This window comes from Streptomyces sp. Tek67B01 (assembly GCF_055231995.1).
Map to the genome: position 1 here is coordinate 28,020 of NZ_JBUYUY010000002.1, position 23,252 is coordinate 51,271.

General features: G+C 67.1%; 29 protein-coding genes and 3 pseudogenes. 9 read left to right on the forward strand and 23 right to left on the reverse strand.

Annotation, left to right across the window (positions count from 1 at the left end):
• The first annotated feature begins 182 nt into the window (after window positions 1-182).
• On the forward strand, window positions 183-824 hold the full coding sequence (locus ACV7NM_RS33530; protein ID WP_463414169.1) for a hypothetical protein: 642 nt from the start codon (window positions 183-185) through the stop codon (window positions 822-824).
• A gap of 137 nt (window positions 825-961) precedes the next feature.
• On the opposite strand, the gene ACV7NM_RS33535 is transcribed toward ACV7NM_RS33530, so the two are convergent.
• The gene (locus ACV7NM_RS33535) at window positions 962-2,458 is read right to left on the reverse strand and encodes a hypothetical protein (RefSeq protein WP_463414168.1); all 1,497 of its coding nucleotides are present in this window, start codon (window positions 2,456-2,458) and stop codon (window positions 962-964) included.
• Between the two features lie 530 nt (window positions 2,459-2,988).
• Here ACV7NM_RS33535 and ACV7NM_RS33540 point away from each other — a divergent pair.
• Both ACV7NM_RS33540 and ACV7NM_RS33545 read left to right on the forward strand, forming a co-directional pair.
• The gene (locus tag ACV7NM_RS33540) at window positions 2,989-3,756 is read left to right on the forward strand and encodes an SDR family NAD(P)-dependent oxidoreductase (protein ID WP_463414167.1); all 768 of its coding nucleotides are present in this window, start codon (window positions 2,989-2,991) and stop codon (window positions 3,754-3,756) included.
• A 26-nt stretch (window positions 3,757-3,782) separates the two neighbouring features.
• Window positions 3,783-4,154, forward strand: a complete 372-nt coding sequence (locus tag ACV7NM_RS33545; protein WP_463414474.1) for a MerR family transcriptional regulator — start codon at window positions 3,783-3,785, stop codon at window positions 4,152-4,154.
• Window positions 4,155-4,298: 144 nt separating this feature from the next.
• Here the strand turns inward: ACV7NM_RS33545 and tpg are convergent.
• The 5 genes and pseudogenes from tpg to ACV7NM_RS33570 all read right to left on the reverse strand — a co-directional run bounded on the left by tpg (window position 4,299) and on the right by ACV7NM_RS33570 (window position 7,213).
• A pseudogene (tpg, locus tag ACV7NM_RS33550) lies at window positions 4,299-4,851 on the reverse strand (telomere-protecting terminal protein Tpg).
• A gap of 277 nt (window positions 4,852-5,128) precedes the next feature.
• Entirely contained in the window at window positions 5,129-5,524 is a 396-nt protein-coding gene (locus ACV7NM_RS33555; protein WP_463414185.1) for a hypothetical protein, read from the reverse strand.
• A gap of 63 nt (window positions 5,525-5,587) precedes the next feature.
• Window positions 5,588-5,866 (reverse strand): hypothetical protein, encoded by a 279-nt coding sequence (locus ACV7NM_RS33560; RefSeq protein WP_463414475.1) that lies wholly within the window; start codon window positions 5,864-5,866, stop codon window positions 5,588-5,590.
• Window positions 5,867-5,984: 118 nt separating this feature from the next.
• Window positions 5,985-6,294: pseudogene (locus tag ACV7NM_RS33565) on the reverse strand (DnaB-like helicase C-terminal domain-containing protein); the annotation flags it as partial.
• 343 nt (window positions 6,295-6,637) lie between these two features.
• Window positions 6,638-7,213 (reverse strand): restriction endonuclease, encoded by a 576-nt coding sequence (locus ACV7NM_RS33570; RefSeq protein ID WP_463414186.1) that lies wholly within the window; start codon window positions 7,211-7,213, stop codon window positions 6,638-6,640.
• Window positions 7,214-7,781: 568 nt separating this feature from the next.
• On the opposite strand from ACV7NM_RS33570, the gene ACV7NM_RS33575 reads away from it, so the two are divergent.
• Complete coding sequence (locus ACV7NM_RS33575; RefSeq protein ID WP_463414187.1) at window positions 7,782-8,141, forward strand: hypothetical protein; 360 nt, start codon at window positions 7,782-7,784, stop codon at window positions 8,139-8,141.
• Window positions 8,142-8,396: 255 nt separating this feature from the next.
• Here ACV7NM_RS33575 and ACV7NM_RS33580 read toward each other — a convergent pair whose 3' ends face one another.
• The 5 genes from ACV7NM_RS33580 to ACV7NM_RS33600 form a co-directional block, all read right to left on the reverse strand.
• Complete coding sequence (locus tag ACV7NM_RS33580; RefSeq protein WP_463413961.1) at window positions 8,397-9,479, reverse strand: IS630 family transposase; 1,083 nt, start codon at window positions 9,477-9,479, stop codon at window positions 8,397-8,399.
• Between the two features lie 229 nt (window positions 9,480-9,708).
• Window positions 9,709-10,551: a hypothetical protein gene (locus ACV7NM_RS33585; RefSeq protein WP_463414188.1), complete on the reverse strand. Its 843-nt coding sequence runs from the start codon at window positions 10,549-10,551 to the stop codon at window positions 9,709-9,711.
• A 438-nt stretch (window positions 10,552-10,989) separates the two neighbouring features.
• Window positions 10,990-11,214: a hypothetical protein gene (locus tag ACV7NM_RS33590; RefSeq protein ID WP_463414189.1), complete on the reverse strand. Its 225-nt coding sequence runs from the start codon at window positions 11,212-11,214 to the stop codon at window positions 10,990-10,992.
• Window positions 11,215-11,738: 524 nt separating this feature from the next.
• Window positions 11,739-11,942, reverse strand: a complete 204-nt coding sequence (locus ACV7NM_RS33595) for a hypothetical protein (RefSeq protein ID WP_463414190.1) — start codon at window positions 11,940-11,942, stop codon at window positions 11,739-11,741.
• A gap of 272 nt (window positions 11,943-12,214) precedes the next feature.
• Window positions 12,215-12,514 (reverse strand): PadR family transcriptional regulator, encoded by a 300-nt coding sequence (locus ACV7NM_RS33600; RefSeq protein ID WP_463414191.1) that lies wholly within the window; start codon window positions 12,512-12,514, stop codon window positions 12,215-12,217.
• Between the two features lie 339 nt (window positions 12,515-12,853).
• On the opposite strand from ACV7NM_RS33600, the gene ACV7NM_RS33605 reads away from it, so the two are divergent.
• On the forward strand, window positions 12,854-13,645 hold the full coding sequence (locus ACV7NM_RS33605; protein WP_463414476.1) for a tetratricopeptide repeat protein: 792 nt from the start codon (window positions 12,854-12,856) through the stop codon (window positions 13,643-13,645).
• Between the two features lie 258 nt (window positions 13,646-13,903).
• On the forward strand, window positions 13,904-14,653 hold the full coding sequence (locus ACV7NM_RS33610; RefSeq protein WP_463414192.1) for a transposase: 750 nt from the start codon (window positions 13,904-13,906) through the stop codon (window positions 14,651-14,653).
• 224 nt (window positions 14,654-14,877) lie between these two features.
• Here ACV7NM_RS33610 and ACV7NM_RS33615 read toward each other — a convergent pair whose 3' ends face one another.
• Complete coding sequence (locus ACV7NM_RS33615; protein ID WP_463414193.1) at window positions 14,878-16,020, reverse strand: ParB/RepB/Spo0J family partition protein; 1,143 nt, start codon at window positions 16,018-16,020, stop codon at window positions 14,878-14,880.
• Window positions 16,020-16,754 carry a ParA family protein gene (locus ACV7NM_RS33620; protein WP_463414194.1) on the reverse strand — a complete coding sequence of 245 codons (735 nt, stop codon included), beginning with the start codon at window positions 16,752-16,754 and terminating at the stop codon, window positions 16,020-16,022. The genes ACV7NM_RS33615 and ACV7NM_RS33620 overlap by 1 nt, the downstream gene beginning before the upstream one ends.
• A gap of 127 nt (window positions 16,755-16,881) precedes the next feature.
• Between ACV7NM_RS33620 and ACV7NM_RS33625 the strand changes: the two are divergent.
• Window positions 16,882-17,861, forward strand: a pseudogene (locus ACV7NM_RS33625) (IS5 family transposase).
• Between the two features lie 114 nt (window positions 17,862-17,975).
• Here the strand turns inward: ACV7NM_RS33625 and ACV7NM_RS33630 are convergent.
• Window positions 17,976-18,197 (reverse strand): hypothetical protein, encoded by a 222-nt coding sequence (locus ACV7NM_RS33630; RefSeq protein ID WP_463414195.1) that lies wholly within the window; start codon window positions 18,195-18,197, stop codon window positions 17,976-17,978.
• Between the two features lie 499 nt (window positions 18,198-18,696).
• Here ACV7NM_RS33630 and ACV7NM_RS33635 point away from each other — a divergent pair, with 499 nt between their 5' ends.
• Window positions 18,697-19,353, forward strand: coding sequence for a hypothetical protein (locus tag ACV7NM_RS33635; protein WP_463414196.1), 657 nt, complete (start codon window positions 18,697-18,699; stop codon window positions 19,351-19,353).
• Between the two features lie 480 nt (window positions 19,354-19,833).
• On the opposite strand, the gene ACV7NM_RS33640 is transcribed toward ACV7NM_RS33635, so the two are convergent.
• The 9 genes from ACV7NM_RS33640 to ACV7NM_RS33680 form a co-directional block, all read right to left on the reverse strand.
• Complete coding sequence (locus tag ACV7NM_RS33640) at window positions 19,834-20,130, reverse strand: hypothetical protein (RefSeq protein WP_463414197.1); 297 nt, start codon at window positions 20,128-20,130, stop codon at window positions 19,834-19,836.
• A gap of 235 nt (window positions 20,131-20,365) precedes the next feature.
• Window positions 20,366-20,698 carry a hypothetical protein gene (locus ACV7NM_RS33645; protein WP_463414198.1) on the reverse strand — a complete coding sequence of 111 codons (333 nt, stop codon included), beginning with the start codon at window positions 20,696-20,698 and terminating at the stop codon, window positions 20,366-20,368.
• A 3-nt stretch (window positions 20,699-20,701) separates the two neighbouring features.
• Window positions 20,702-21,040 carry a hypothetical protein gene (locus tag ACV7NM_RS33650; RefSeq protein ID WP_463414199.1) on the reverse strand — a complete coding sequence of 113 codons (339 nt, stop codon included), beginning with the start codon at window positions 21,038-21,040 and terminating at the stop codon, window positions 20,702-20,704.
• Entirely contained in the window at window positions 21,037-21,483 is a 447-nt protein-coding gene (locus ACV7NM_RS33655) for a RapZ C-terminal domain-containing protein (RefSeq protein ID WP_463414200.1), read from the reverse strand. Before ACV7NM_RS33655 ends, ACV7NM_RS33650 begins: the two co-directional genes overlap by 4 nt.
• Before the next feature lie 92 nt (window positions 21,484-21,575).
• Window positions 21,576-21,758 (reverse strand): hypothetical protein, encoded by a 183-nt coding sequence (locus ACV7NM_RS33660; protein ID WP_463414201.1) that lies wholly within the window; start codon window positions 21,756-21,758, stop codon window positions 21,576-21,578.
• Window positions 21,755-22,228, reverse strand: coding sequence for a hypothetical protein (locus ACV7NM_RS33665; protein WP_463414202.1), 474 nt, complete (start codon window positions 22,226-22,228; stop codon window positions 21,755-21,757). Before ACV7NM_RS33665 ends, ACV7NM_RS33660 begins: the two co-directional genes overlap by 4 nt.
• Window positions 22,228-22,434 (reverse strand): hypothetical protein, encoded by a 207-nt coding sequence (locus ACV7NM_RS33670; protein WP_463414203.1) that lies wholly within the window; start codon window positions 22,432-22,434, stop codon window positions 22,228-22,230. Before ACV7NM_RS33670 ends, ACV7NM_RS33665 begins: the two co-directional genes overlap by 1 nt.
• Before the next feature lie 24 nt (window positions 22,435-22,458).
• The gene (locus ACV7NM_RS33675; protein ID WP_463414204.1) at window positions 22,459-22,737 is read right to left on the reverse strand and encodes a hypothetical protein; all 279 of its coding nucleotides are present in this window, start codon (window positions 22,735-22,737) and stop codon (window positions 22,459-22,461) included.
• Complete coding sequence (locus ACV7NM_RS33680; RefSeq protein ID WP_463414489.1) at window positions 22,734-22,907, reverse strand: hypothetical protein; 174 nt, start codon at window positions 22,905-22,907, stop codon at window positions 22,734-22,736. Before ACV7NM_RS33680 ends, ACV7NM_RS33675 begins: the two co-directional genes overlap by 4 nt.
• 25 nt (window positions 22,908-22,932) lie before the next feature.
• On the opposite strand from ACV7NM_RS33680, the gene ACV7NM_RS33685 reads away from it, so the two are divergent.
• Complete coding sequence (locus ACV7NM_RS33685) at window positions 22,933-23,235, forward strand: hypothetical protein (RefSeq protein ID WP_463414205.1); 303 nt, start codon at window positions 22,933-22,935, stop codon at window positions 23,233-23,235.
• Window positions 23,236-23,252 lie beyond the last annotated feature (17 nt).

The window sequence follows — 23,252 nt, forward strand, 5'->3', positions numbered from 1 at the left end:
GCGGTACAGGAGGGCTGGTGGCTGGTTCTGGCGGGGAGTGGCTGAAGGCACACCCGGCCAGGAGGTGATAGCGAGGGGGATGGAGAGAAAGGGAAGAAGGGAAGGAAAATCCTCCTGGTACTCCCACCCCCGCCGCCCTGGGGCGGTCTCATCCGGATCCGCCCGGCACTACCATCATCACCATGAGTGACGAGATAACTACGGTTTGGATGGACCCGACTACCTTGCCCGCGCAAGGGTTCACCACCTCCGATGTAGCCCGAATCACCCTGGGCCGGGAAGCGGAGGACGTCGCCGGACGTGCGCTCGCCCTCGCGGAACTACTGGGGGAGGACCTCGCGGTCGCCGGTGATTACGTCCACAGGGCCACGAACGTCGTATACGCCACAGAGAACCTCGTCCGGGCAGCGGTGATCGCCGAACGCGTCCGCGGAACAAGCTGGGAAACCATCTCGAAGTACTTCCACATCACCGAGGCCGAGGCCGAAGAGCGCTGGGCGAAGGACGTCGAGAACTGGCAGGGCAAAAGCCGGGCCCAGAACCTCTACCTACGGGAACCCGGAAAGTACGCGCGGTCGGTAGACAAGTTCATCGACAGTGGGAGTCCGTACCGCTTCTCCACCACCCGGAACCCACTGTCGGCAACACTGGATGCGGCAGCCAAACCAACTCACCGGGCGCGACATCGCATCAGCCGACCACACCTTCGCTGGCGCCTCCTGCACACACTGCACTCACTGACTCCACTCGACCATGGCAAAGCCCGTAACACGTCCCCGGCCCAGAAAGCGGCGGGCCGTCGTTCGGACCGGGGCGTTCGATAGGCCGAAGCAGCCTGATTGTCACCAGTGAGGCATAGGTCTTGTCACAAATGCTCGTTCGGCAGCCTTTCTGTCACCGGTGGTGCGTCCAGGGGCGAGCAAGCCGAGGTCGAGCAGCGGTTCTGCGGACTGTGACCTCTTCACGGAGAGGATGTATCGGTCCGGACATTCCGGTTCGCCGATGCCCAGGGGTAAGTGGTCCAACCTGCCTCGAGGACCGGGTTGTCGCGTCGGCGGTGACCTCGAAGGAGAGAGCGCAACGACCATGTGGAGCGTTCGACGTCGGCTGCCCGCTCCAGCAGGAGGCTTGAAGCTGAGGTGTCGGCGAGGGTGACCAGGTCCTCAATCTCGTCCGCGCTGACGGTGGTAACGGGGACATTGGTGTCAGGCAGGAAGGACCGAACAAATGGTGCGTTGACCATGTGGAAGGGTTCCAAGGTCACCGCCAGGCCGAGGATGGGGCGGTCGTTCGGTATATGACGGAAGGCCGGGTTCGCCTCCGCGATGAGCGCTGCGGTGGCGTCGATCTGCCGGTATGCCTTGGCGAGTTTCCTTGTATGGTCGTCCATCGCCTCGGCGGTGCCGAGGCGGATCGACTCGGTAGGGATCGCGGACTTCACTTCGACCAGAAGAACCAGGTCGTCGAAGATGGCGATCCAGTCAACGCTGTGCCGCAGGTCGCGGCCGACCCGATACGGGATCTCGGGCCGTACGTCGGCGTCGGGCAGCAGGCGTAGCTGCTGCCCGATATATTGCTCGAAGAGATGGCCGAGATCTTCGGCGAAACCAGTTCCGAAGTGCTCCAGACCAGCGAAGTACACCCCCAACGGGCTGGCTTTGGCCCACACCATTTGCGGGCTCGGGCACAGGTAGCCGGGACCGAAGTCGGCGAGGGCCGGCCGGCCACGGAGCGGGTTGTAGGTAAACCGCCGCAACTGCGCATCTCGGGTCCGGGAGGTGCTCTGCCGTTCGTGGGTCTTGAAGGTGGCCTTGTCGATGGCGAAGTGTGACTCCACGATCCGCTGTGCCAGCTCTGGAGAGGTGTGCCGGGCGATCATCTCGCCGTCGGGCGTGTTGAAGAGGGACATGTCGAAACGGCCGGAGCAGGTCAGTGCCGCGCCCCAGACGAGCTGTGCAACGCCGACGTAGTCGGAAAACGAGCAGCCGTACAGAGCGCGGTCCCAGCCGGCCGTGATGCAGCGCAGCGGCTTTTCGGCCCGCGTGTGGCACAGCAGTGCCGCGGTGCGGGCCAACGTCGCCTTGTCCTCGGTTTGCCAGGTCAGCTGCTGGCCTGCGATGCGCAGCATGAAAGGACGTAACCCTCTGGACGGGTCCGCCTCAGGTGGATGTCCCAACCTGCCGTCCAAGGAAGCATATGCGGCGAGGATCTCCAACAAGTCCCGCTCGGTCGCCGCAGTGCGACAAAAGTCCGTGCCGTAGGCCACCGCGACCCTGGCCACGTCGGCCAGCGCCCACGGCGTGTACACCCGGTACGGGCTGGTGAGCCATTCGTCGGGCGTGCGGTACTGCGCGGACGCCGCAGCCACTAGCGGCAGCAAGGAACCTGGCCGGTGGCGGCGGATGCGCTGCCGGTACTCCTCATCCTTCACCGGCCGGTTGTACAGATTGGGAGCCACGCCCTCATGCTCCTTCCTCTGCCCACCGGGTGCCTCCCCTTTTTCGGCCGCACCGGCAGCGGTATTAAATGCCCGGCACCACAGTAGACCTACCGCCGGCTGCTGCCAGGAGCCAGGAAATATCCGAGCCCAGCTCACCCACAGCAAGGACACACGAGCCTCGTGGGGGAGAGCTGATGCTCAGGCCCCAGACTGTCTTGGCGGTCAGAGACGGCGTCGAGCCCTGGTGACGGCCTGCGTGGCTCTGTGTCACCTACTTCGCGTCGGACATGTCTGAGCCGAAGCTCAAGAGTTGTCACCAGCGGGACCGGCTGAGCTGGTGAATGGGGACAGCCGAAGCAGCCTGATTGTCACCAACGAGGCATCCGGCTTGTCACAGGCGTTCATTCAGCGGTCTTTCTGTCACCGTGAGGCGGGTCTCGCCGCCGAGGCTGGAAGGACTTGGCGGCGCTGCGTTCGCGGCGACAGCCGTTGGTGACTACCGCGCGCCAGGCGCTGCTTGACCTTGCCGCTGGCGGCAGGGTTGAACGATGACCGGCATGAACAGCACCGCACCGCAGACCAGCAGGACCGTCGCCGTCACCGGAGCCGGCACCGGGATCGGCCGGGCGACCGCTCGCGCCTTCGCCGCCGAGGGCGCCCATGTGGTCGCGATCGGGCGGCGAGCCGAGCCGCTTCTGGAGACCGCTGCCGAGAACGACCGGATCACAGCGCTGACCGCCGATATCACCGCCGCGGGCGAGCCCTCTCGGATTCTTAGGACCGTGCTGGAGCGGCATGGTCGGCTGGACGTTCTGGTCAACAACGCCGGCATCGTGCGCAGTGGCGCTCTCGGCACGCTGACGCCGGAGATGATCGAGACTCAGCTTGCTACCAACCTCGTCGCCCCCACATTGCTGGCTCAGGCCGCGCTGCCGCTCCTGGAGGCGTCGGGCGGGGTGATCGTCAACGTCAGTACGTCAGTGGGGCAGCGGGCCTGGCCGGGCAGCTCGGTCTATGCGGCGACCAAGACCGCTCTGGAGCTGCTGACTCGCAGTTGGGCGGTCGAGCTGGCACCCCGCGGGGTTCGGGTGGTGGCGGTCGCCCCCGGCGCGATCGCCACCCCCATCGGCGAGCACCAGGGCCTGACACCGGAGCGGATGGCCGCAGTGCGGGAGTGGCAGTTGGCGCACACCCCGCTGGCCCGGATCGGTCGCCCCGAGGAGGTGGCCTGGGCGATCACCCAGCTTGCGGCCCCGGACGCATCGTTCGTCACCGGGGTGGTACTCCCGGTCGATGGCGGAGCGGTCGTGGCGTGATAGGAGTGGCCCGGGAGGTGGGACGGGTGCGGATCGGTGAGCTGGCCACGGCAACTGGAACGACCGCTCGTGCGCTGCGGCACTACGAGCAGGCCGGACTGATCTCTTCCGAACGGGCCTCCAACGGCTACCGCGTCTACGACGAGCAGGCCGTGGTGCGAGTCCGCAACATCCGCCACCTGCTGGCCGCCGGGCTCACCCTGGACGACGTGCGGGTGTTCCTGCCCTGTCTGGATGGCGATGTGACTGCCGCACCACCCTCGGACCAGGGCCTGCGGGTCGCGCTGGAACGGCTGGCCGTCCTCAACCAACGGATCGCTGCCCAGACCGAGGCCCGCGACCGGCTGGAAGCCGCGTTGCGAGGGGCAACCGGTGGGCGCACCCGCCCCGCAGCCTGACCGCCCGCCTCGTCACATAGCCGCAGGTACTTGGCGTCGCTTCGCTCTCAACGGCCACTCCCGGTGACAACAAGCCTGCCTATGTGACAACTATCGTGCTTCGGCTCAATGTCAATTGGTTGGCTATGCGGATCGGCAGGGAGCTCAGAAGCTGAAATCGACGTAGTCGATGTCGGTGAACTCCACCAGCAGCTGGTCGGCCCGGCGGCCGTTGTCCTTGAAGTAGACCTCTTGGAGGCCCTCTGCCGCGATGGCGCGCAGTTCCGCCTCGGTCGCGCCGGCGTCCTGGGCGGCGAAGAGGCGTCCGGCGAACTCCGGGGGGAGATGTTGGGTGATGCGGCGCATGCGGCCGTCGTCGGTGGTGCCGGGCGCGGCGGTGAAGCCGAAGCGGGCCCGGGTCTCGATGACCAGTCCGGTGGCGCGGGCGGCTTGGGCGCGAGCGCGCTTGCGGACCAAGGGCTGCCAGCGGCGCCGGACCTCGCCTCCAGGCGCCGGGCGAGGTCGGGGCGGGGCGGGGGGTCTTGATCTGGTTCTTGAGGTAGCGCTCGACGGTGCGCTGGGAGATGCCGAGCAGGGTGGCCACCTCGCGGGTGGACTTGAGTTGCTTGGCCAGGAACCGTATCTGGGCGCCCGCGGACTTCGGGGCTGGCCGGGTGAAGTAGGGCTCGTCCGCGCGCGTCAGGCTGTCGTCGACCATGCCCGTCGGAGTCACTCCTTCGCATTCTCGGTACGGGCGCGGCCGATCTTCGTCTCGGACGACCGGGAGGGCCGGGAGGTGAAGATCGGCTGCGAGAGCCACCTCCAGGTGGCTTTATGGGATCACGTCCGGTCGAACCGGATGTAGGGTCTCGCCTTCGGTGTCAGGCGCCGACGCTATGACCTGGACGTTGCCCTCCAGTCTCACGACGTGTCGGCAGGCGGCTGTCTCAGATCGATGTCATTTCCTCAGACTGCCCAGCCGGCTGCGCCGGACCTCATGAACCTGTATCGGCGGCCGTCCGTTCCATCCACTCCCGCACCTTCACTGCTTGCTCGATGCGGTTGACGATGTCCTTCTTGGACTCCGTGTCCAAGGTCTCCGGGATCTTGTCGAAGGTCTTGGGAAGGACGTCGAGGAGACCCCAGATCTGCTCGCCGGTGCTGACGGTCAGCAGTTGCTGGCACCTCCACTGCACGGGCACCTCGGCACAGTGCGTGAGCCGCTGCACGAGCGTCGGGAACAGGTAATGCGTCGCTTCTGCGGCGAGGTGCTCTCGTAGCCAGTCGACCGGGAGCCGCTGGCTGAAGCCATGCATGGCGGCCTCTTGGGCCAGGTCCAGGAGCTGAGCGGTGTCGACGGCTCGGACGGTACGGGGAAGGGTCGGGGTCATCTCGCGATGATGCCAAGAAGCCAGTGCGGCGCCGAGAGGTCAGCTGGGCCGGGATGCGATCTGCTAACGGGCAGGGCCCCAGACATCCTCGAACTCCTCAAGGGTGAGTTGTTCGGGGTCGTGGCCTTCCCATTCCGAGACGGGCAGCTCGGCGGTGATCCCGAATCTGTCGTCGTACTCACCGGGGCGGCCTGCGTCGCGGGCCCGCTGCCACTCGGCGAGGGAGGCTGCTGCGATCGGGATCAGCTCAGGCCCTTCGAGTTCGACCTGCCGGATCACCCAGCCTTCAGCGTCGACCTCGAAGTAGAACCAGGTGTCTTCCCCGTCCCAGTAGCAGCGCATCCATGTGGTCACCAGGCCATGATGCCGGGCCAGTCTCACAGCGATGTCGTATCCGACATTCATTCGACATCGGCCGTGAGATTCCGACACGAGATATGAGGCCCTACACCGGAACTGATCAGGTGTTCGCCATGTCGACGAACCGGCTGTAGTGGCCCTGGAATGCCACGCTGATCGTGGCCGTCGGGCCGTTGCGATGCTTGGCCACGCGGGGCGATTCCTTCTCGTACGCGTCCTCGCGGTGGAGCGGGATCACCATGTCCGTGTCCTGCTCGATGGAGCCGGACTCGCGCAGGCGGTTCTCCGGGCGCCCCATGCCGCCGGACTTCATCAGTTGCTTGCGGTTTCTTGTCGGTGCGCTGCTCGGGGCCGCGGTTGAGCTGGGACAGCGCGATGACGGGGATCTCCAGTTCCTTAGACCCGAGCTGCGCCCCGGCACCCCTCACGTGATCTGGCGCCGCATCGGCACCCACTCGATCCTCACCGGGCACTGACTGCCGAGTGCGAAACCAGCCGCACGCCGTCAAGGACGACCTCCACTGGGGTGCCGGGTGGCTGAGACAGCCGCGGCCTCGCTCGCGGTGGCCCTGGCCGCCTACGCGCGGGTCCTCGCCTCAGGACAGACCACCGCCGGCCTCTCCCCGGCGCAACCCGGCCAGTGACCGACGCGCTAAACGCGCCCGGCGCCATCTGCCCTGTCCTCGCGATCCCAGCGTTGTGGGCTTGGGAACGGGAAGGGCATCGACGCAGGGCACTGAACTGCAGGAGGGCTCAGTCGTCCGGGGCCAGCTTCCGGTTGGTGCCGGACCGGCCGATGTCCAGGTCGAGGAGCGTGGTCAGGGCCGTGCCGCTGTTCCAGAAGCCAAGCAGATCGACATCGACCAGGACCAGGTCGTGGCGGGCGGCAAAGGCCCGAGCCTGTTTGGTGAACTTGCAGGTGGCGACGAAGAGCGGAACGTCCGCTCCGTGCTCGCTTCGGGCGGTGCCGTTGAACTTCTGGAGGTCCGGGCTGCCGACTGTCCGGTGCTTCGCATAGCGCTTGCACTGCACCACGATCTTCCGACCGTCCGGTAACCGGCCGATGACGTCGGCACCTAGGTCGTTCGCGCCGCCCGCCCGGCGGACCTCGGTGCACCCGTCACGACGACACAAATCCGCGACGTACTCTTCGAACTCTCGGTCCCCCATGAGCCAGATCTTCTCCATCGACCGCAGGGCCTGGACCCGTGCCTGCTCCGCAAGCCGGGTCTTCTCAGCCGCTGCTTCGCGGCGCCCGGCGCGCACCAGCGCCCCCGTCACACTCACTGCGCCCAGGACCGCTAAGAACACCAGCAGCACCGTTCCCATACTCTGCCCCTCCCTTGATTCGGTTGTACGTGCGCTCTACAGCTCCCCAGCCGCGCAAGGATCCATCCAGACGCAGAGGCCGGACTCTCAGCGAGTCCGGCCTCTGGGAAAAGGTGCTGCTTGAGCACAGTCCTCGATCTAGGGGTGTCGATCAGATAGCGCCCAGCTCGGCCGCCACTGCAGCCAGGATCGAAGCGAGTTGGACCCGACTCGCAGGGCATCACTCCCAGTTCCGGCCAATTTGTACGCGATGACCCCACACCTTGGCGGAGGCCAACAACCGGCGCAAGAGTCTCCGCGTTGTGCCCGACGCAGGCCATTCCCCTCGCTGATAACGCCGTTATCAGCGAGCCTGCTGCTGGCAGGCCGCAGAGGTGCTTGCGGACGTCATGCTGACCTGTCTCAGTGAAGATGCACCAGTCTCACCGAAGCGTGACGGCTGGCTTGGTCGTCTCATCGAAGTTTCACCAGGCGGGCGGGGCTGTCTCATCTCAGGCTTGGCATGGCCTGGTCACGGATGACCTGGTTCGCTGGCCCAGCTGTCGGTGAGGCATGAGAGGCTGCGCCCATGAGCTATGACCTTGCCGTGTGGGAGGGGGCGCGGCCGGCGGATGACGCGGCTGCGGCCCGGTGTTTCCGCGGCCTCTATGACCGCTTCATGGACACGGAAGGGCCCGCAGTTCCTCCGGCCGAGCGCATCGAGGCTTTCGTCGCCGCGCTCTTGCAGCGGTGGCCGGACATCGCTGAAGACGATGACGACACCTCACCTTGGTCCACCGCCCCACTGATCGGGGAAGCCCGTGGCCCGTTGATCTACTTCCCCATGCGCTGGAGCATGGCCGACGAGGCATCTGCCCACGCGGCCGAAGTCGCTGCATCTATGGGCCTCAACTGCTTCGACCCGCAGGCCCGGAAACTGCGACCTTGACGAGGACACGGATCGGTCAAACTTCAGCGAAACCAGTCAAACTTCACTGAGACGAGTCACACACCACCACTACTTCCGAGGGAGCATGCCGGAGCAGTGACCCTCAAGAACCGGGAATCGACACGAAAGCGCCCCACCGCCCGAGCTGGGTGGGGGGCTGCTTCGTTAGATTGGGCGGATTTGACTCTCAGGGTCGCCTGTCACTTATGGCTTGCTACGGAGGCGACCGGCAGGGCTGACAGGGCGGTCTCCTTCCTAGTCTTCTGAGTCAGGAATTCTGTTCAGATAGCTGGCGAGGCGTTCGAGGATCTCATCTGCGGTCTTGGTCCAGACGTAGGGCTTCGGGTCACTGTTCCATGCGGCGATCCAGGCCCGGATGTCCTGCTCCAGGGCCTGGACGGTCTTGTGGACGCCTCGTCGTATCTGCTTGTTCGTCAGCTCGGCGAACCACCGCTCCACGAGGTTGAGCCAGGACGACCCGGTGGGTGTGAAGTGCAGGTGGAACCGGGGGTGGGCCACCAGCCAGGTCTTGATGGCCGGGGTCTTGTGGGTGGCGTAGTTGTCCAGCACCAGGTGGACGTCCAGGCCGGCCGGGACTTCTTTGTCGAGCTTGATGAGGAACTTCTTGAACTCCTCGGCGCGGTGGCGGCGGTGGAGTGAGCCGATCACCTTGCCGGTGGCGACCTCCAGGGCGGCGAAGAGGGTGGTGGTGCCGGCCCGGACGTAGTCGTGCGTGACCCTTTGCGGGACGCCGGGCATCATCGGCAGGACGGGCTGCGAGCGGTCCAGTGCCTGGATCTGGGACTTCTCGTCCACGCAGAAGACCAGGGCCCGTTCCGGCGGATCGAGGTAGAGGCCGACGACGTCGTGGACCTTGTCGACGAAGTACGGGTCGGTCGACAGCTTGAAGGTCTCAGAGCGGTGCGGCTGCAGGCCGAACGCCCGCCAGATCCGCGACACGGTCGACTGCGACAGGCCCGTTTCCTTCGCCATCGACCGCGTCGACCAGTGCGTCGCGTTCTTCGGTGTCGACTCCAGTGTCCTGGCGACCAGAGCGGCGACCTGCTCGTCCGTGACCGACCGCGGACCGCCGGATCGCGGCATGTCGCCCAGGCCGGCGATCCGGTGCTCGACGAAACGCGCCCGCCAGCGGCCCACCGCATGCGCGGTCGAGCCGAGCCGGGCCGCTACATCCTTGTTCGAAGCGCCTTCCGCGCAGGCCAGGATGATCCGGCAACGAAGTGCCCACGCCTGCGGCGTGGAACGGCGCCGCACCCACCCCTCGAGTGCGGCCCGCTCCTCATCCGACAACCTCAACTCGGCCTTCGGCCGCCCCATCCGCGCCATACCGCAAGCCTACACATCTGAACAGAATTCCTGACTCAGAAGACTAGTGTCGCTGCCCAAAGCCTCTCCCCCGCTTACACTCATCGGGTCGCCGTCTCACCCAGCATGCGATCGTCCCTGCTCACCTGTTCTTCGCCTGTTGAGTCTGTAGCGCTGTGTTCGTGACGGGTGGCTGTGAGGCGCGCGGGCAGCCGGTTCAGGGTGGTGGGCCGGTCTGCGGCTAGGAGGCCGCGGATCTTGCTCGCGAAGTCCGGGCCTGGGAGGGGGGTGCCGCGACCGCACGATGCCAATACGCCGACCACTCCCCCGGCAGCCGGCCGGTCACGATCGCGTCCACCGCCCGCGTCCCCGCCTCCCCGCCGGCCCACCCCGCCGGCAACCGGAGCACGATCCGCGCCCCCGCCTCGGTGACGTCCACGGGCAGGTGCAACCACCTGCGGCGCCGCTCCCTCTCCTCAACCCCAAGGACCGGGCGCAGCGCCGCCCACATGCCCGGCCCGTGCACCAGGTCCGCCCCCGCAGGCCTCGGCCGCCACCAGCCGAGGACCACCGGGCCAGTCATGGCCATCAGGACGCCCATGACGGCCAGCACCCCCACCACGGCGGCCACGACCGACCACCGCCCGGCCCACCCGGCCAGCACCGCCGTCGGGACCGCGAGGCGCACCGCAGAGCGCGCGGCTCCGGGCCAGCAACTCCAGCGGCCCGCCCCGGCCGCAAGGGCGCGCAGCGCCCCGCCGCGGCCTTCCTTGGTCGTCTCCCACCGCGTCCCGGGGGCCTCGGCCCCGATGTCGGCGGCCGTACGGTCCCGGGCCACCGCCACCCCCGCGCACCACCAGCTCGCCGACGAGGACGGCTCACCCGGCCGCAGGTCCCGACCCGTCAAGAACCGCACCAACACCCCGCCGCCGGACGCACCCGCCGCCGGGTCACGGCCGGCCTTCTTCCGGTCGGCCTGCCGCTGCTGCGCCAACGCCCCCACGGCCGGCAGACCCACCAGAGCGGCGGCCACCGCCGCCCGTGCCGGCTTCTCCGCCGCCCACGCCCACAGCTCCCCGTACACCCCACACCTCCCGTATCCGGGCACACGTGCCCGTACCGGGTTGAACGACGTGACCAGTCGCGAGAAACCCCCGTACGCCGAGGCGCACGCACCTGGACGTGACGGGCGGTGCCGCGTCAAACGTCGAGCGTCGGGCAGTCCTTCGGCCGGACACCTTCCGACATGGGCCACGCTCCCCTTACTCCAAGGAGCCAGGCCGTAGCGGGGGCAGATACGCAGAGGCATTCCTAGCACTCGAGGAATGCCGGTAGGAATACACTACGGCTGAGGCGGCAAGAACGCGGCCGAGGTTCACAACGCAGACTCCTTCCGGCCCTAACAGCCGTAAGGGAGACGGAAGCCCCCGCCACTCCCGGGTAGGACGCAACGAGGGCAACCGTTGGAGCAGGATCGCTCTGAGACGCTCCCCAGGCTGGTACCTGGGGGGCGTCGCGCGTTTTACAGGAGGCTGCCGATCAGATCGAGAGCCTGCTGACCGATGTGAATGATCCAGTCAGCGACGCGCTCCGCGAAGCCGCTCAAGATGAGCTGCACCCCCGCAACAGCGACGTCCTTCCAACGCTTCGAGTGGTCCGCCCCGGGACTCTCCTCCGGCTGTTCTCCTTCGGGGACTTGCGATCCCTCGGGGTCTACAGGCTCCGGGTCGGTGGTGTCTCGGGACATGTCATCGATCCTTGTCCGGACCGCTCGCGACTGGGACAGTCTGGCCTTCCGGAGGCGGTCCTCAGACCCCGGCAGACCCAGCGCGCTCGCGGGACCGGACATCGCGAATCCTACGGGGCGGACAGACCATCCCTGATGCGATTGAGAACCCAGAAAGCCCCAGGTGAAGGGCCGTTGTCACGGGAAGCAAAGAGGCGAGCATTGAATATGACGATGCGTCACACCCGATGCTCACTCCCACCAGCACCTTTCCGGCTGTCCCATGAACTAGCGCACAGCACACCCGAGCCGCACGCCTTGTGACGCAGACCACATTCCAATGGGAATGGCATACCTCGACTCACGAGGCAGCCTCCGCCGCGCACGCCTACAGCTCCCCGTACTGCCCTCCCGTTCCGAGGACAGACCGATCCTCATGCAGATGAACGAGGGGGAAGCACACGAGAAACCCCGTACGCCGTGGCGTACGGGGTTCTTGGAACGCGAGGGACGGCTACGCAGCCGAACTAGGAGTCAGAGCAGGATCAGGCGGCCTTTCGGCCGAACACCTTCTTCGAGAGGAGCCTCATCCCCGCCATCGGCGCGTGCTTGAGGACATGGAGGGCGAACGCGGCTGCGTCTTGCTGATTCAGGGTGGCCATTTCGGCGCTCCACTCCTGCCGGTAGCGTTCACGCTGCCCGGGAGGCAGGAAGAGCAGCGCCAGGTTGAGCCGACGGCGCTGCACCACTTGCGGCCTCCGCCGAGCCCGGCGCACGTGCCCACGCACCCTGACGTGGCCGAAGAGGCGAGCGCTCGGCCTGGTCCTGCGTTGAATGGCGCGGCTGAACTCTTCCTGCGTGGGCCTCCGGCCGAGGTCCCGTTCAAGGTGGTCTAGTACACGCATGTAACCCTCGGTTCGCTGCCGATCCGATTCGGCTCCCTCACGGCGAACTAAGCCCAGCAATGTCCGAATTTCTACCAGAAGCAGGGGCAGCACTGAGAACAGGCTGAGAGCGTCCTTCACGCGACGCCCCCATGTGTGCGCAGGCCCAGGGCTCCTCGACGGGTGCGCTTGACCAGCGCGGCGGTGGCGGCCTGTGCTCCACGCTCGCTCAGCCGGTAGTAGCGGCGTTGGGGACGACCTTCATGCTGCGGGTCGATGTCCTCCCAGCGGCTTTCCAGCCAGCCGCACTGTTCCAGGCGGATCAAGATGGGATAGATGGTGCCGCCGGGCAGCCCGGCGGCTTCTGCGATCTGTAGGCCGTAGTGCTCCTCGGCCGGCTTCGCCAGGAAGGCTGATAGCACTTCCCGGGTTGCCATCGTGATTCTCGGCTCGCCCATAGCCACAGTCTATCTCTACCTAGCTAGGTAGAGATAGACGTAGGGGGCTAGGTAGAGTAAGACTATGGTCGTTACGTTGGACGGTCGCGTCTCCGCTGCGGGAGGCAGGCCCGCGAGATCGGCATGTCATGATCAATTGGGCACTCATAGCCCTACTCTGCGGCAGCGGATTCCTCCTGGCCCTCTTGGCCGGAGTCATCTCCGCCGCCCTCCCCCACCCGACCACGCCCCACTGGACCGATCGCCTGCGCCGCGGTGCCAGCGCCTTCGGTACCGCCCTGACCCTCTACGTCGCCGTCGTCGGCGAACCTCGGCATCCTGCTCGCCGAGACGGGGCGAAACGAAGAGGCCGAGAAGCTGTTCCGGCAAGACGCAGCGAAAGACACCAAAGCCGCCGTCAACCTCGGCACTCTGCTCGCCGAGACGGGCCGGATAGAGGAAGCCGAGGAACTGTTCCGGCAGGCCGCAGCCACCGGACACACCGGCGCCGCATTCAACCTCGGCATCCTGCTGTCCAAGACGGGGCGGGAGGAGGAGGCCGAGGAACTGTTCCGGCAGGCCGCAGCCACCGGACACACCGGCGCCGCATTCAGCCTCGGCAATCTGCTCGCCGAGACGGGGCGGGAGGAGGAGGCTGAGAAGCTGTACCGGCAAGCCGCAGCCAAAAACACCAACGCCGCCGTCAACCTCGGCAATCTGCTCGCCAAGACAGGGCGACACGAAGAAGCCGAGAACCTGTACCGGCAAGCCGCAGCCACCGGACACACCGGCGCCGCCATCAACCTCGGCAATCTGCTCGCCGAGACGGGGCGGGAGGAGGAGGCTGAGAAGCTGTACCGGCAAGCCGCAGCCACCGGACACACCAGCGCAGCATTCAACCTCGGCAATCTGCTCGCCAAGACAGGGCGAAACGAAGAAGCCGAGAAGCTGTACCGGCAAGCCGCAGCCACCGGACACACCAGCGCAGCATTCAACCTCGGCATCCTGCTCGCCAAGACGGGGCGGAACGAGGAAGCAGAGGAGCTGTACCGGCAAGCCATTGGCAATAGTCGTCTCCCGCTCCTCGAGCCGACCGACACAGCAGAGTTGCTCGGGCCCTCTGAGAACTGACCACCGCCGCCGGGACACGCGCTGAAACCCCGTACGTCGAACGCGGGGCTGAGACGGCCGCGGCCTCACTCTCGGTGGTGTGGCTCCCTTCGAGCCTGGAACGTGTGCCTGCCTCCGTCTGACTCCGCGGCTGACAGCCTACTGAGCTTCTTCGAGTTCGCCACCGATCGGGTGATGGGCCGTGACGCGCAACGAGCGAGGCCCCCGAGCTGTTGATCGAGATGTCTGACGTCTCAATCACGTTGCTCGGGGGCCTCGTTGGTCATCCATCCTGCCGCACTCGACCTACCGCATGCGCTCGTGGAGTGGGTCACCATGCTGATCGTCACCCGTGAGGGCGACCGGCGGTGCAAGCTCCGTCCGTCCCAGCGCGCGATGGTGGCACTGGTGTACCTGCGCGAACACACCACTCTGGCGAAGATCGCTGCCGGTTTCGGGATCAGCGAGTCCACCGCCCACGCCTACACCAACGCGGTCGTCGACCTGCTCGCCGCACGTGCGCCGGGGCTGCTCAAGACGCTGCGCGAGCGTGATCCCGACTTCGTCCTTCTCGACGGGACCCTCGCCGAGTGCGACCGGGTCGGCGACGGCCGGGCCGACTACTCCCACAAACACCGGCGCCACGGCGTGAACGTGCAGGTCGTCACCGACCCCGGAGGCCGGCTGCTGTGGCTCTCGCCCGTCCTGCCGGGCCGCACCCACGACCTGACCGCCGCCCGCACTCACCGGATCATCCGGATCTGTGAGCGCCAGGGCGTTCCCATCGTGGCTGATCTCGCCTACCAGGGCGGCGGTCCCTGGCTGACCACCGGCATCAAACGCAGGCCCCGGCAAGACCTCACCCCCACCGAGAAGACCCGCAACCGTGCCTTGGCCGCGGCACGGGCACCCGTCGAACGCGGCGTCGCCCGCCTGAAGTCCTGGCGGATCTTCCGCAGATCCCGGTGCAGCCCCAACCGCATGACGTCAATCGCCAAGGCCGTCCTCACTCTAGAGCGGCAACGCTGAAGAAGCTCACTGATAGAGCCGTTATCAGGTGTGAGGGCTGTCGACTGGCTCGGCATCGAGCTTCGGCGGCGGGGAGGGGAGGCCTGTGCTCGTTCGTCGGCTGTCCCAGACGTACAGGAGGCCCCCGCCTCTGGCAGGGGCCTCCGTGTGGGCCGCGAATGCGCCGGTTAGGAGTGGAGGGGCAGCAACATCACCGTCCAGCCCTCCGCCGGTCTTCTGGCGGGTTACCCGTCCTTGAGGAGTCCGTTGGAGACCTGCTGCAAAATAGCTGCGAGCTGGATGCGGGCCTCTGAGGTAAGGGTGCCCCTCATGTCCTCGATGACGGCCTCGACTCCGCTGCTGACCTGGAAATACCGAAGAATGAAGTCGCTCCGTTGGGGTGCAGTGAGCTTCCCGTAGACGGCATCCATGACCGCAGCCCCGTCATGCCATGGGAGAGAAGGGTTGCTGCCGACAGCATCCATCACTTCTGTGTTGGCTCCCTGGCCCGCTGGCCGAGGCTCCGGTACGCGCGTCGGTTGGGGCTGTCCCTCGCTTGACTGCCTTGGTGTGCTGGCCTCATTGCCTGTAGCCACAGTCGTTGGGGCGTGGTTCAAAACCGGGTTTTGAACCGCAGCGTCAGCAGGAGGTGCCGACTTCCTCCTGGGCTGCTTGGGCCGGGACGCCCTCAGGAGCTCTTCAGCAGCCCTTGCCTTCTGCTCCTTCGGGTCCTTGATCTTCGCGATCTGTTCTGCCGTCTTCACCTTGAGCTGCTTGGTGTCAACGGCGTCCCTGAGTTCCGGTGCCAGGTTGAGCAGGGCCAGCCGGTTCGAGACGTACATCTGCGACTTGCCGATGCGGTCCGCAACCTTCTCCTGAGACCCGTGGCGCTCGACCATCCGCTGCAGGAACTCGGCTTCCCTGTATGGCGGGATGTTCTTGCGGTGGATGTTCTCGATGATGACGGCTTCGTCGACCTTGTCGTCATCCTCATTGCCCAGCCGATCGCGGACCCTGATTTCGAACTTGGTCCAGCCGAGTTGCTTCGCTGCGTGGAAGCGCCGGTTGCCGAGAATCACCACCCACTGGGCGTCTCCGATGGCGTCGGCGTGCTCGGGCTTGACTCGACGGTAGACCTCGCTTGACATCGCGGCGGCCGGCTGCAGCTGGCCGACCGCGCGCATGGACTCTTTGAGTTCGCGGAACTCGGGGTCGTCGTCGGTGTAGTCCATCGCAGTGCGTGGATTGTCCGGGTTGCTGATGATCGTGTTCATGTAGGCCGTGGTCGGCGGAGCTGCCGTCTTGGAGGGGTCAGTCTCGCCGGTGCTCTTGCTGCCGGCCTTGCCGGGACCGTCGATCAGAGCCGCCCACTGCTTCTTCGCGGCCATCAACGACGCTCCTTCTTGCCTGCTCCCAGCTCGAGGGCGAGCTGGTAGAAGTCTTCGCGGGCCTCCATGGCGACCCGGTTCTTCTTGTACTGAGTGACGACGGTTCCTTCGAGGGCCGCCCGCGTGTGGACCTTGTAGTGCCGCACGACAGTATTGGCCAGGTTCCATCCCTGGGCTCGGACGAAGTCCTTTGTCTGGTCGAGGTCGGCTTCGCCGTCGCGCGGGTCCCAGTTGTTGATGACAACGAGGTAGGGGATGCCGAGGGGCTTGACCACTTCCTCGATGGTGTCGCGTGTTGGCATGAAGCCCAGCGGTTCCGGCTCAACGGGGATGATGATGTCGTCGGCGTTTGCGAGCACGGCGCGCATCGCGTCGGCCGCGGTGCTCTTGCCGAACGGGTCGCCGGCTTCTTCCTTCTCGTCCTCGGGGAGGTCCATCCACCCGGGTGTGTCGATGAAGGCGTGCTTCACTCTTCGCGACTTCTTCAGCTGGGAGAACAACTCAAGGTCGTCTCGCGAGTTGATCTGCTCAAAGGAGAAGGGAAGGTCCTCACCGACGCGCTGTGACCACCATGTGGTGGATCCCTGAGGGTCGGCCGAGACTGCGGCGACGTAGTGGGGGTCGCCGTCGGGTGATTTGCCCAGGACTTGGGCGGTGATGGCCGCTGTGTTCACGGTGAGAGTCGACTTGCCGACTCCACCCTTGCGGTTGATAAGCGCGGTGATCCGTGCCATGGGTGGTACTCCTGATGCTCCGTATGCTTCCCGACCCGGTTGGGCCGGTACTAGGGCCTGTGTGATGTCGTGATCAGTTTCTGGGTTCTGTCCTCGTCGCGAGGTGGAATCCGGTACGACTGTGGTTGTGACACGCAGGCAACTCACCAATGCCCAGTGGAAGTTCATCGAGCCGTATCTGCCGATCGGTAGGTACGGCCCGTATCCGGAGCGGTTGCGGGAGCAGTTCGAGGGTGTGATCTGGCGGTTCCGCTCCAGTGCTCAGTGGCGGGAGATGCCTGCCGAGTTCGGCCCGTGGGCCACGGTCTACGGACGCTTCCGCGTCTGGCGGGACGCCGGTGTCTTCACCGCCCTCTTGGAAGGCCTGATCGCCGAGGCAGCCCGCGTGGGAAGAACGGACTTGTCGCTGGTCAGCGTGGATTCCACAACGGTCCGTGCCCACCACGACGCCGCGGGGATGCGTGTCAGCAAGCACCTCATGGAGGCCCTGGAAGAAGCCGCACAGGAACAGGAAGCGGCCCGGCAAAAGGGGGCGGACCGGAGGAACAGAACGGACAGGCCGAGCGTCGCCGCATCCGCCGCAGACGCAAGCTCCGCCTGAAGGAAGCCCTCCTCGGCAGGTCCCGGGGCGGCCTGACCAGCAAGATTCACCTCGCTGCGGACCGCAGGTGCCGTCCGCTTTCAATGGTGCTGACCGCCGGGCAGGCCGGGGACAGCCCGCAGTTCATCCCCGTGCTCGCGAGGGTGAGAGTCCGCCTGCCCGTCGGCCGTCCCCGCACCAAGCCCGGCGCGGTCGCCGCAGACAAGGCCTACTCATCCCGCGGCAACCGCGCCTACCTGCGCAAACGCGGAATCAAGGCCGTCATCCCGGAGAAGAAGGACCAGGCCGCCAACCGGAAGAAGAAGGGCGCACGAGGCGGCAGACCCGTCAGCCACGACACCGACCTCTACAAGGAACGCAACACCGTCGAGCGCCTGATCAACAAGCTGAAGGCCTGGCGAGGGATCGCCACCCGCTACGACAAGTCACCCGAAAGCTACCTCGCCGGCCTCCACCTCCGCGCCGCAATGATCTGGATCGACGACCTGGTGAAGACCACCGAATGATCGCGACATCACACAGGCCCTAGCGGACCGGGACAGGATGCCACGTCATGCCTCGCTCGGAGGTACAGCGGCGTGTCGGTTCAAAACCGGGTTTTGGATAGATACGTCATCAGCTCACGTCCCATCGTCACCGAGGGCGTGGTCGGCGAACAGTTTGTGGTCGCTCACGTCGAACGGCCCGAACCTCGCGGAGACCCGGAAGCCGGGCGCGAGGGTGGTCTCCCGTCCGTCCAGCGCGGCGGTGAGCCGGTCGTGGTCCTGCTGGGCGTGCCGGGTCTGGGTGTACGGACCGAGGCGCAGCAGGGTGAAGCCGTCCAGGCTGCCGTCGCGCTCCATCAGCCCACCCATCCAGGGTGCGGCTGGTGACGGACTTCTTACCGGGCAGCTGGTGCACCTGGTAGCGGGTGATCACGCGCTCGCACGTCGCGGAGCGCGACGCCGCCGCACGTCGCCGGAACCCGGTAGCGGGCGCGGCTCTACCTTGCACCGTGGGTCAGAGATAGGGCACCGAGGCCGTGTACCGACGCTGATGTGGGTGGCGGCCGTCGAAGGAAGGGCCGGCTGCGGCCATCTCGTCGTACGCCGATTGTCAGAGGCTGCTGGCAAGGTCGCCGCTGTGAACGTCATCCGTACCACCCCGCCACGGCCGTTCGACGTGTCTGCGGTCTTCCCTCAACTGGCCCCGCTGGCACGCAAGGCAACCCGGCTGCATCCCCGCCCCGGTTCTCCGTCGCCGTACGAAAGTTCGATCGGTGGACCCCTGCTGTGGCCTGCCAATCAGCCGTGGCTGTACTGCGACAAGTGGCACGAGGGCCCGGTCTCCCCCCTCCTTCCAGTGGCCCAGCTGTACGTGCGTGACGTGCCCCAGCTACGGCCGCCCGGACGGACGGACCTGCTCCAGGTGCTGTGGTGTCCCTCGGAGCACCCACCGGAGCACAAGCCTCCGACCGAACTGTTCTGGCGAACCGCCGCGGACGTCACCCACGTCCTCGCCTCGCCGCCCAAACCGTCCGAGACGCAGTACGGCTACACGCCGCAGCCGTGCGTGCTCGCACCTGAGCAAGTTACCGAGTACCCGAACTTCCTGGAGTTGGACAAGGAACTGCAGCAGCAGCTGAGCGACTGGAGCGTGTGGCAGGCAGCCGGCGTCACGATCGACGATTCCTACGAGATCGCCCCGCAGGAGTTCTACATGAACGAGTTGTCCGAGGCCCCCGGCTGGAAGGTCGGTGGATGGGCACCGTGGGGACTCACCGATCCCATCGCCCGGTTCTGCATCAACTGCGGCGGCGCGATGAGCCCGCTGCTGACCATCGCCTCGGAGGAATGTCGCGACTACAGAAGGGGTTGGGTCCCGTACGAGGACCAGGCCATCGCAGTGCTCGACGGCGACAACGTGTCGAACCCGCCCGGGATCCAGGTCTCCGATGCGAATCATCTGCAGCTCTACATCTGCCCGACGTGCTATACGCATACCGACTTGATCCAATAAGCCAATGCCGGAGTCCCCGCGACCTCCGAGTGGGCGAAGTTCGCGACCGCGCGCCTGGCCAGCGTTCGAGGCGCGGCGCCGGGACGGAGCCCGGTACCGGACACCGGATCGGACAGCCGACTGCCCCTTGCTGGCGCGGGCTCAGCAGCAGCGGTACCGGTCAAGGAGCAGTGAGACGCGTCAGGAAAAGTCTCCGCGTCAGCCGACCCCAACCACTGCCCCTCGCTGATAACGCCGTTATCAGCGAACCTCCACCAACCGATAACGCCGTCATCAGTCCTCTCTACAGACAGACCGCGTACAGCCCTGCACCCGGTCAGGCTCGGAGGAGACCACACGTCAGCTACCGATAACGGCGTTATCAGTCCACGGCCGAGCGCCGCGTTGACTTTTAACTGTGAAGGCGGGCCGACGGGTCCCGAAACGCAAGAAGGCCCGGCTCTCCCGTAGATGATCGCGGGGGAGCCGGGCCTTCGGCTGTCAGGCGGCCCAGGTCGCGGGTCCGCCTTCGTCAAGGTTGGGGATGCCGGCGGCGGTCGCCAGTGCGGCGGGGTGCCGCAGGGCGGTGATCGGCACGGCCGCGGGTTCGGTGGCGGGTGCCCAGACCATGCGCCAGGTGTCGTCCCACTCGCAGCCGCAGCCGCAGCCGTGGTCGGGGTGCGGGTGCCGTAAGAAGACGCCGTGGGTGTGGACGGCGCGCGGGATGAGGGGGATGAGTACGGAGGGGTCGTCGCCGGGGTAGAGGTGCAGGTTCCGCCAGCTGTGGATCTGGGCCATGTGCGCGGCGCGGCCTCGGTGATGTCGGGCCACCTCTGGTGGCCGAGGGCCACGAAGGCGGCCGGGAAGATGCCCTCGTCGTCGGTCGGCCCTCCGATGCCGGTGCTGTGCACGCCGCCGTGGGCGAGGAAACCGTACGTCTTTGCGTCCTCGCCGGGGGTCCAGATCTGTTCGGCGGGGTGCGTCGTGCCGTCGGCGGCCTCGGTGGTCTCGATCTCGTACAGGGCCGTGGCGGTCACGCGCTCACCCCCGCGACGGCGGCGGCGAGGAGCAGGGCGACGTCGGCCTCGTACGGATCGCTGTAGCTCTCGTGGTCGCTGACGTCGAACGGTGCGCCCTTCGCGGTGACCGTGAACCTGGGGACGACGGTGGCTGCCCTGCCCTCCAGCTCGGTGTTGAGGCGATCGGCGTCGCGGGAGGCGAGCCAGGTCTGGGTGTAGGGGCCGAGGCGGAGCAGGGTGTAGCCGGTGCCGTCTGGCTTCCGGGCTTCGACGTGGACGCCGTAGTGCGCCGGGGGCATGCCGACGTCGTCGGGGAGGTCGAGGCCCGCAGCGGCGTGGGTGAGCATCGCCTAGGCCGGCTGCCAGACACCGAGGATCGCGGCCGTCTCGCAGCGCAGCCAGCTCTTGCTGGTGTAGCGGTGGGCGTACGCCTCGGCGTTCGGGGTGTCGGGGTGAACCAGCGCGGCGGCGATCAGGTCGGGGCCGTGGTCGTCACCCAGGCGCGGGTGCGCGCGCTCAACGAACGGGCCGACCCGGACCGCGAGGTCCTGCCCGGTGCCGGGCGTCCAGGGCTCTGGGGTGCGCACGGCGGCGAGCATTGCTCGGAACGCGTCGACGACGGCCTGATCCTCGGTGGTGAGGGTGGTGTCGGGCGCGGTACCGCAGCTGCGGAACATGCGACGGATCATCGGGTGGGCTCCTGCTCGGGGTTGGCGGTGCGGGTGGCGGCGGGCGTTTTGAGTACGCGCGGCAGGTGGATGTGGAGGTGCTTGACTTCGACCGCGCGGCCTCGGTCGCGGAGTGCTTGGAAAGGAGTTCGGTGAGGCCGGATGCCCTGTGCCTCCCCGCCTGCGCATCCGATGGCGATGCGGTGGGGGCCGGCGGGGAGGTCGGCGTAGTCGGCGAGGTTGGCCAGGAGTTCGCGGACGCCGGGGGTGTTCAGGACGACGTCCTGGACGCGAGGGTGGGGGCCGTCGAGGTCGAGGATGTCGCAGGCGGCGGCCGGGGCGCGGAGCCGGTCGCCGACGTCCTCGATCCGGTCGGCGGCGGGCGGGATGGGAAAGCCGTCCGGGCCGGTGGGCAGGTGCAGGTAGCCGAACGAGATCAGGCGGATCGGGTGGGACGGGCGCACGAAGGTGCCTCCGGGTGGCTGGGGATGTGCAGGACAGGCAGAGCGGAGCGCCGCTCCCGGCCGCGAGGGTTGGGAGCGGCGTTCCGGCGGTGCTACCGGGTGGTGGGGGCGACCACGAGGAACTGGTCACTGCTCAGGTCCATGACGACCTGGGCGTCAGTGCCGTGGTCGCGCTGGGCTGCGGCGTACTCCTCCGCCGGCCACGAACCGCGGGGGCTTCCAGCGGGAAACCGCTCCAGGACGGTGCGCTGTGGTGCGGGGACGGCGGTCGTCATCGGGCGCCGCCGTTCTCGAACGCGTCGATCAGGGCGCCGATTACCTCGGGACTGGCTGCCTCGCCGACCCACTTCCCAAAGGCGGTGAAGACCGGGACCTGTTCGCGGTCGGCGTCGAACACGACGACGTAGATGCCGTACCGCTCCAGCACCATGTGAAGGAGCGGGCCCGGCGCGGCGTCCAGGACCTCCAGGGCGTTGACGGTGAGCTGCGCGGGCGCGTCCTGGTCGTCGGTCTGAGTGACGGTGCCCGAGACGCGCAGGGGGTCGCCCGGCTGTATTTCAGTCAGGAGCGCGGCCCTCAGGGCGGGGTCTGCGGTGGTGCAGGCGAACACCGTGTCCGGGGTGTCGGGTTCGGCGTCGTCGCCGGGGGAGACGATCAGATCGAACACGACGGTGCCCCTACTGGTACCGGGGGCGGGGATGGCGTCGACGTAGCCGTCGACCGCGAGATGCGTCTGAGGGTTCATCAGCTTGCCTCCGCCAGGGTCTCGGTGGGGCGAGGGGAGCGGGCGCGGGTGGTGCGCAGGGCCCGGAGCAGTTGCTCCGTGTTGGCCTGCTGCTGCTCGGGGGTGAGCGGCCGGGGTCTCGAGCCGTCTCGGTGCCAGAGCGGAGAGGCGGGCGGCTCGGGATAGGCAAGGTCGTGGTTGACGTCGTGCTGCGGGGTGCTGCTCATGACGGGGCCTCCGGGTGGAGGGGTTCATGCGTGGTCGTCGTCGCGCCGGCGTTTGGGCTGGATGTCGGAGGCGAACCTGCCGAGGCGGGCCTCGGTGGGGTGCTCGGAGATCCAGTCCTCAGCGCACGCTTTGTGAGCGGGCTCCCCGTAGTGGGAACGCATCGGCGTGGGCTGCTCGCACAGCGCGCAGGGGCGGTCCTGCCAGCGGTCGAAGTGCTGGTTGTCGCGCCAGTCCAGCAAGCCGCCGGGAACCGGGATCAGGCCCGGTTCCCACAGCGGCTTCTTGCCTCGCGTGCGGGTCACGGCCGCAGGTCGGGCAACTGCTGGAGGACCTGCGTGAGCAGGTCCTGGGTCGGCTTCCAGGGTCCGAGCTGCCCACCTGCAGGGATGGGCAGGGCGAGCTCCTGGACGTCGCTGAGCAGCAGGTGCCACACATCGGGCTGCGCCCGGCTCGCTGAAGCCCAACAGGACATCGAACCCGGTCCTGCGCTGAAAGAGATGACGCGGATCTTGGTCACCGTGGCCGAGAGGTACGCGGAGGGCAAGGTCGGCGAACTCCTCGATCACGACGATCACGCCCTTGCTGGCATCGACCCCGCACCTGACTACGAACCGCTCAAAATCGCAGGGGTTTTCGCGGCTGGAATCGTCGGCGCGGTGCTGGCCTCACTCTTGGAACTCCCGGAACTGGCACAGACACTGCTCGCGGCCGGTTCCGCGATCGTCGTGCTGTTCATCCTGTTCAAGAAGGCTGGCCGCCCGATGCTTGATGCCTTGGGCTCGTTCTTCGGGAGCCCGTAGCCGCACTCCACGGTACG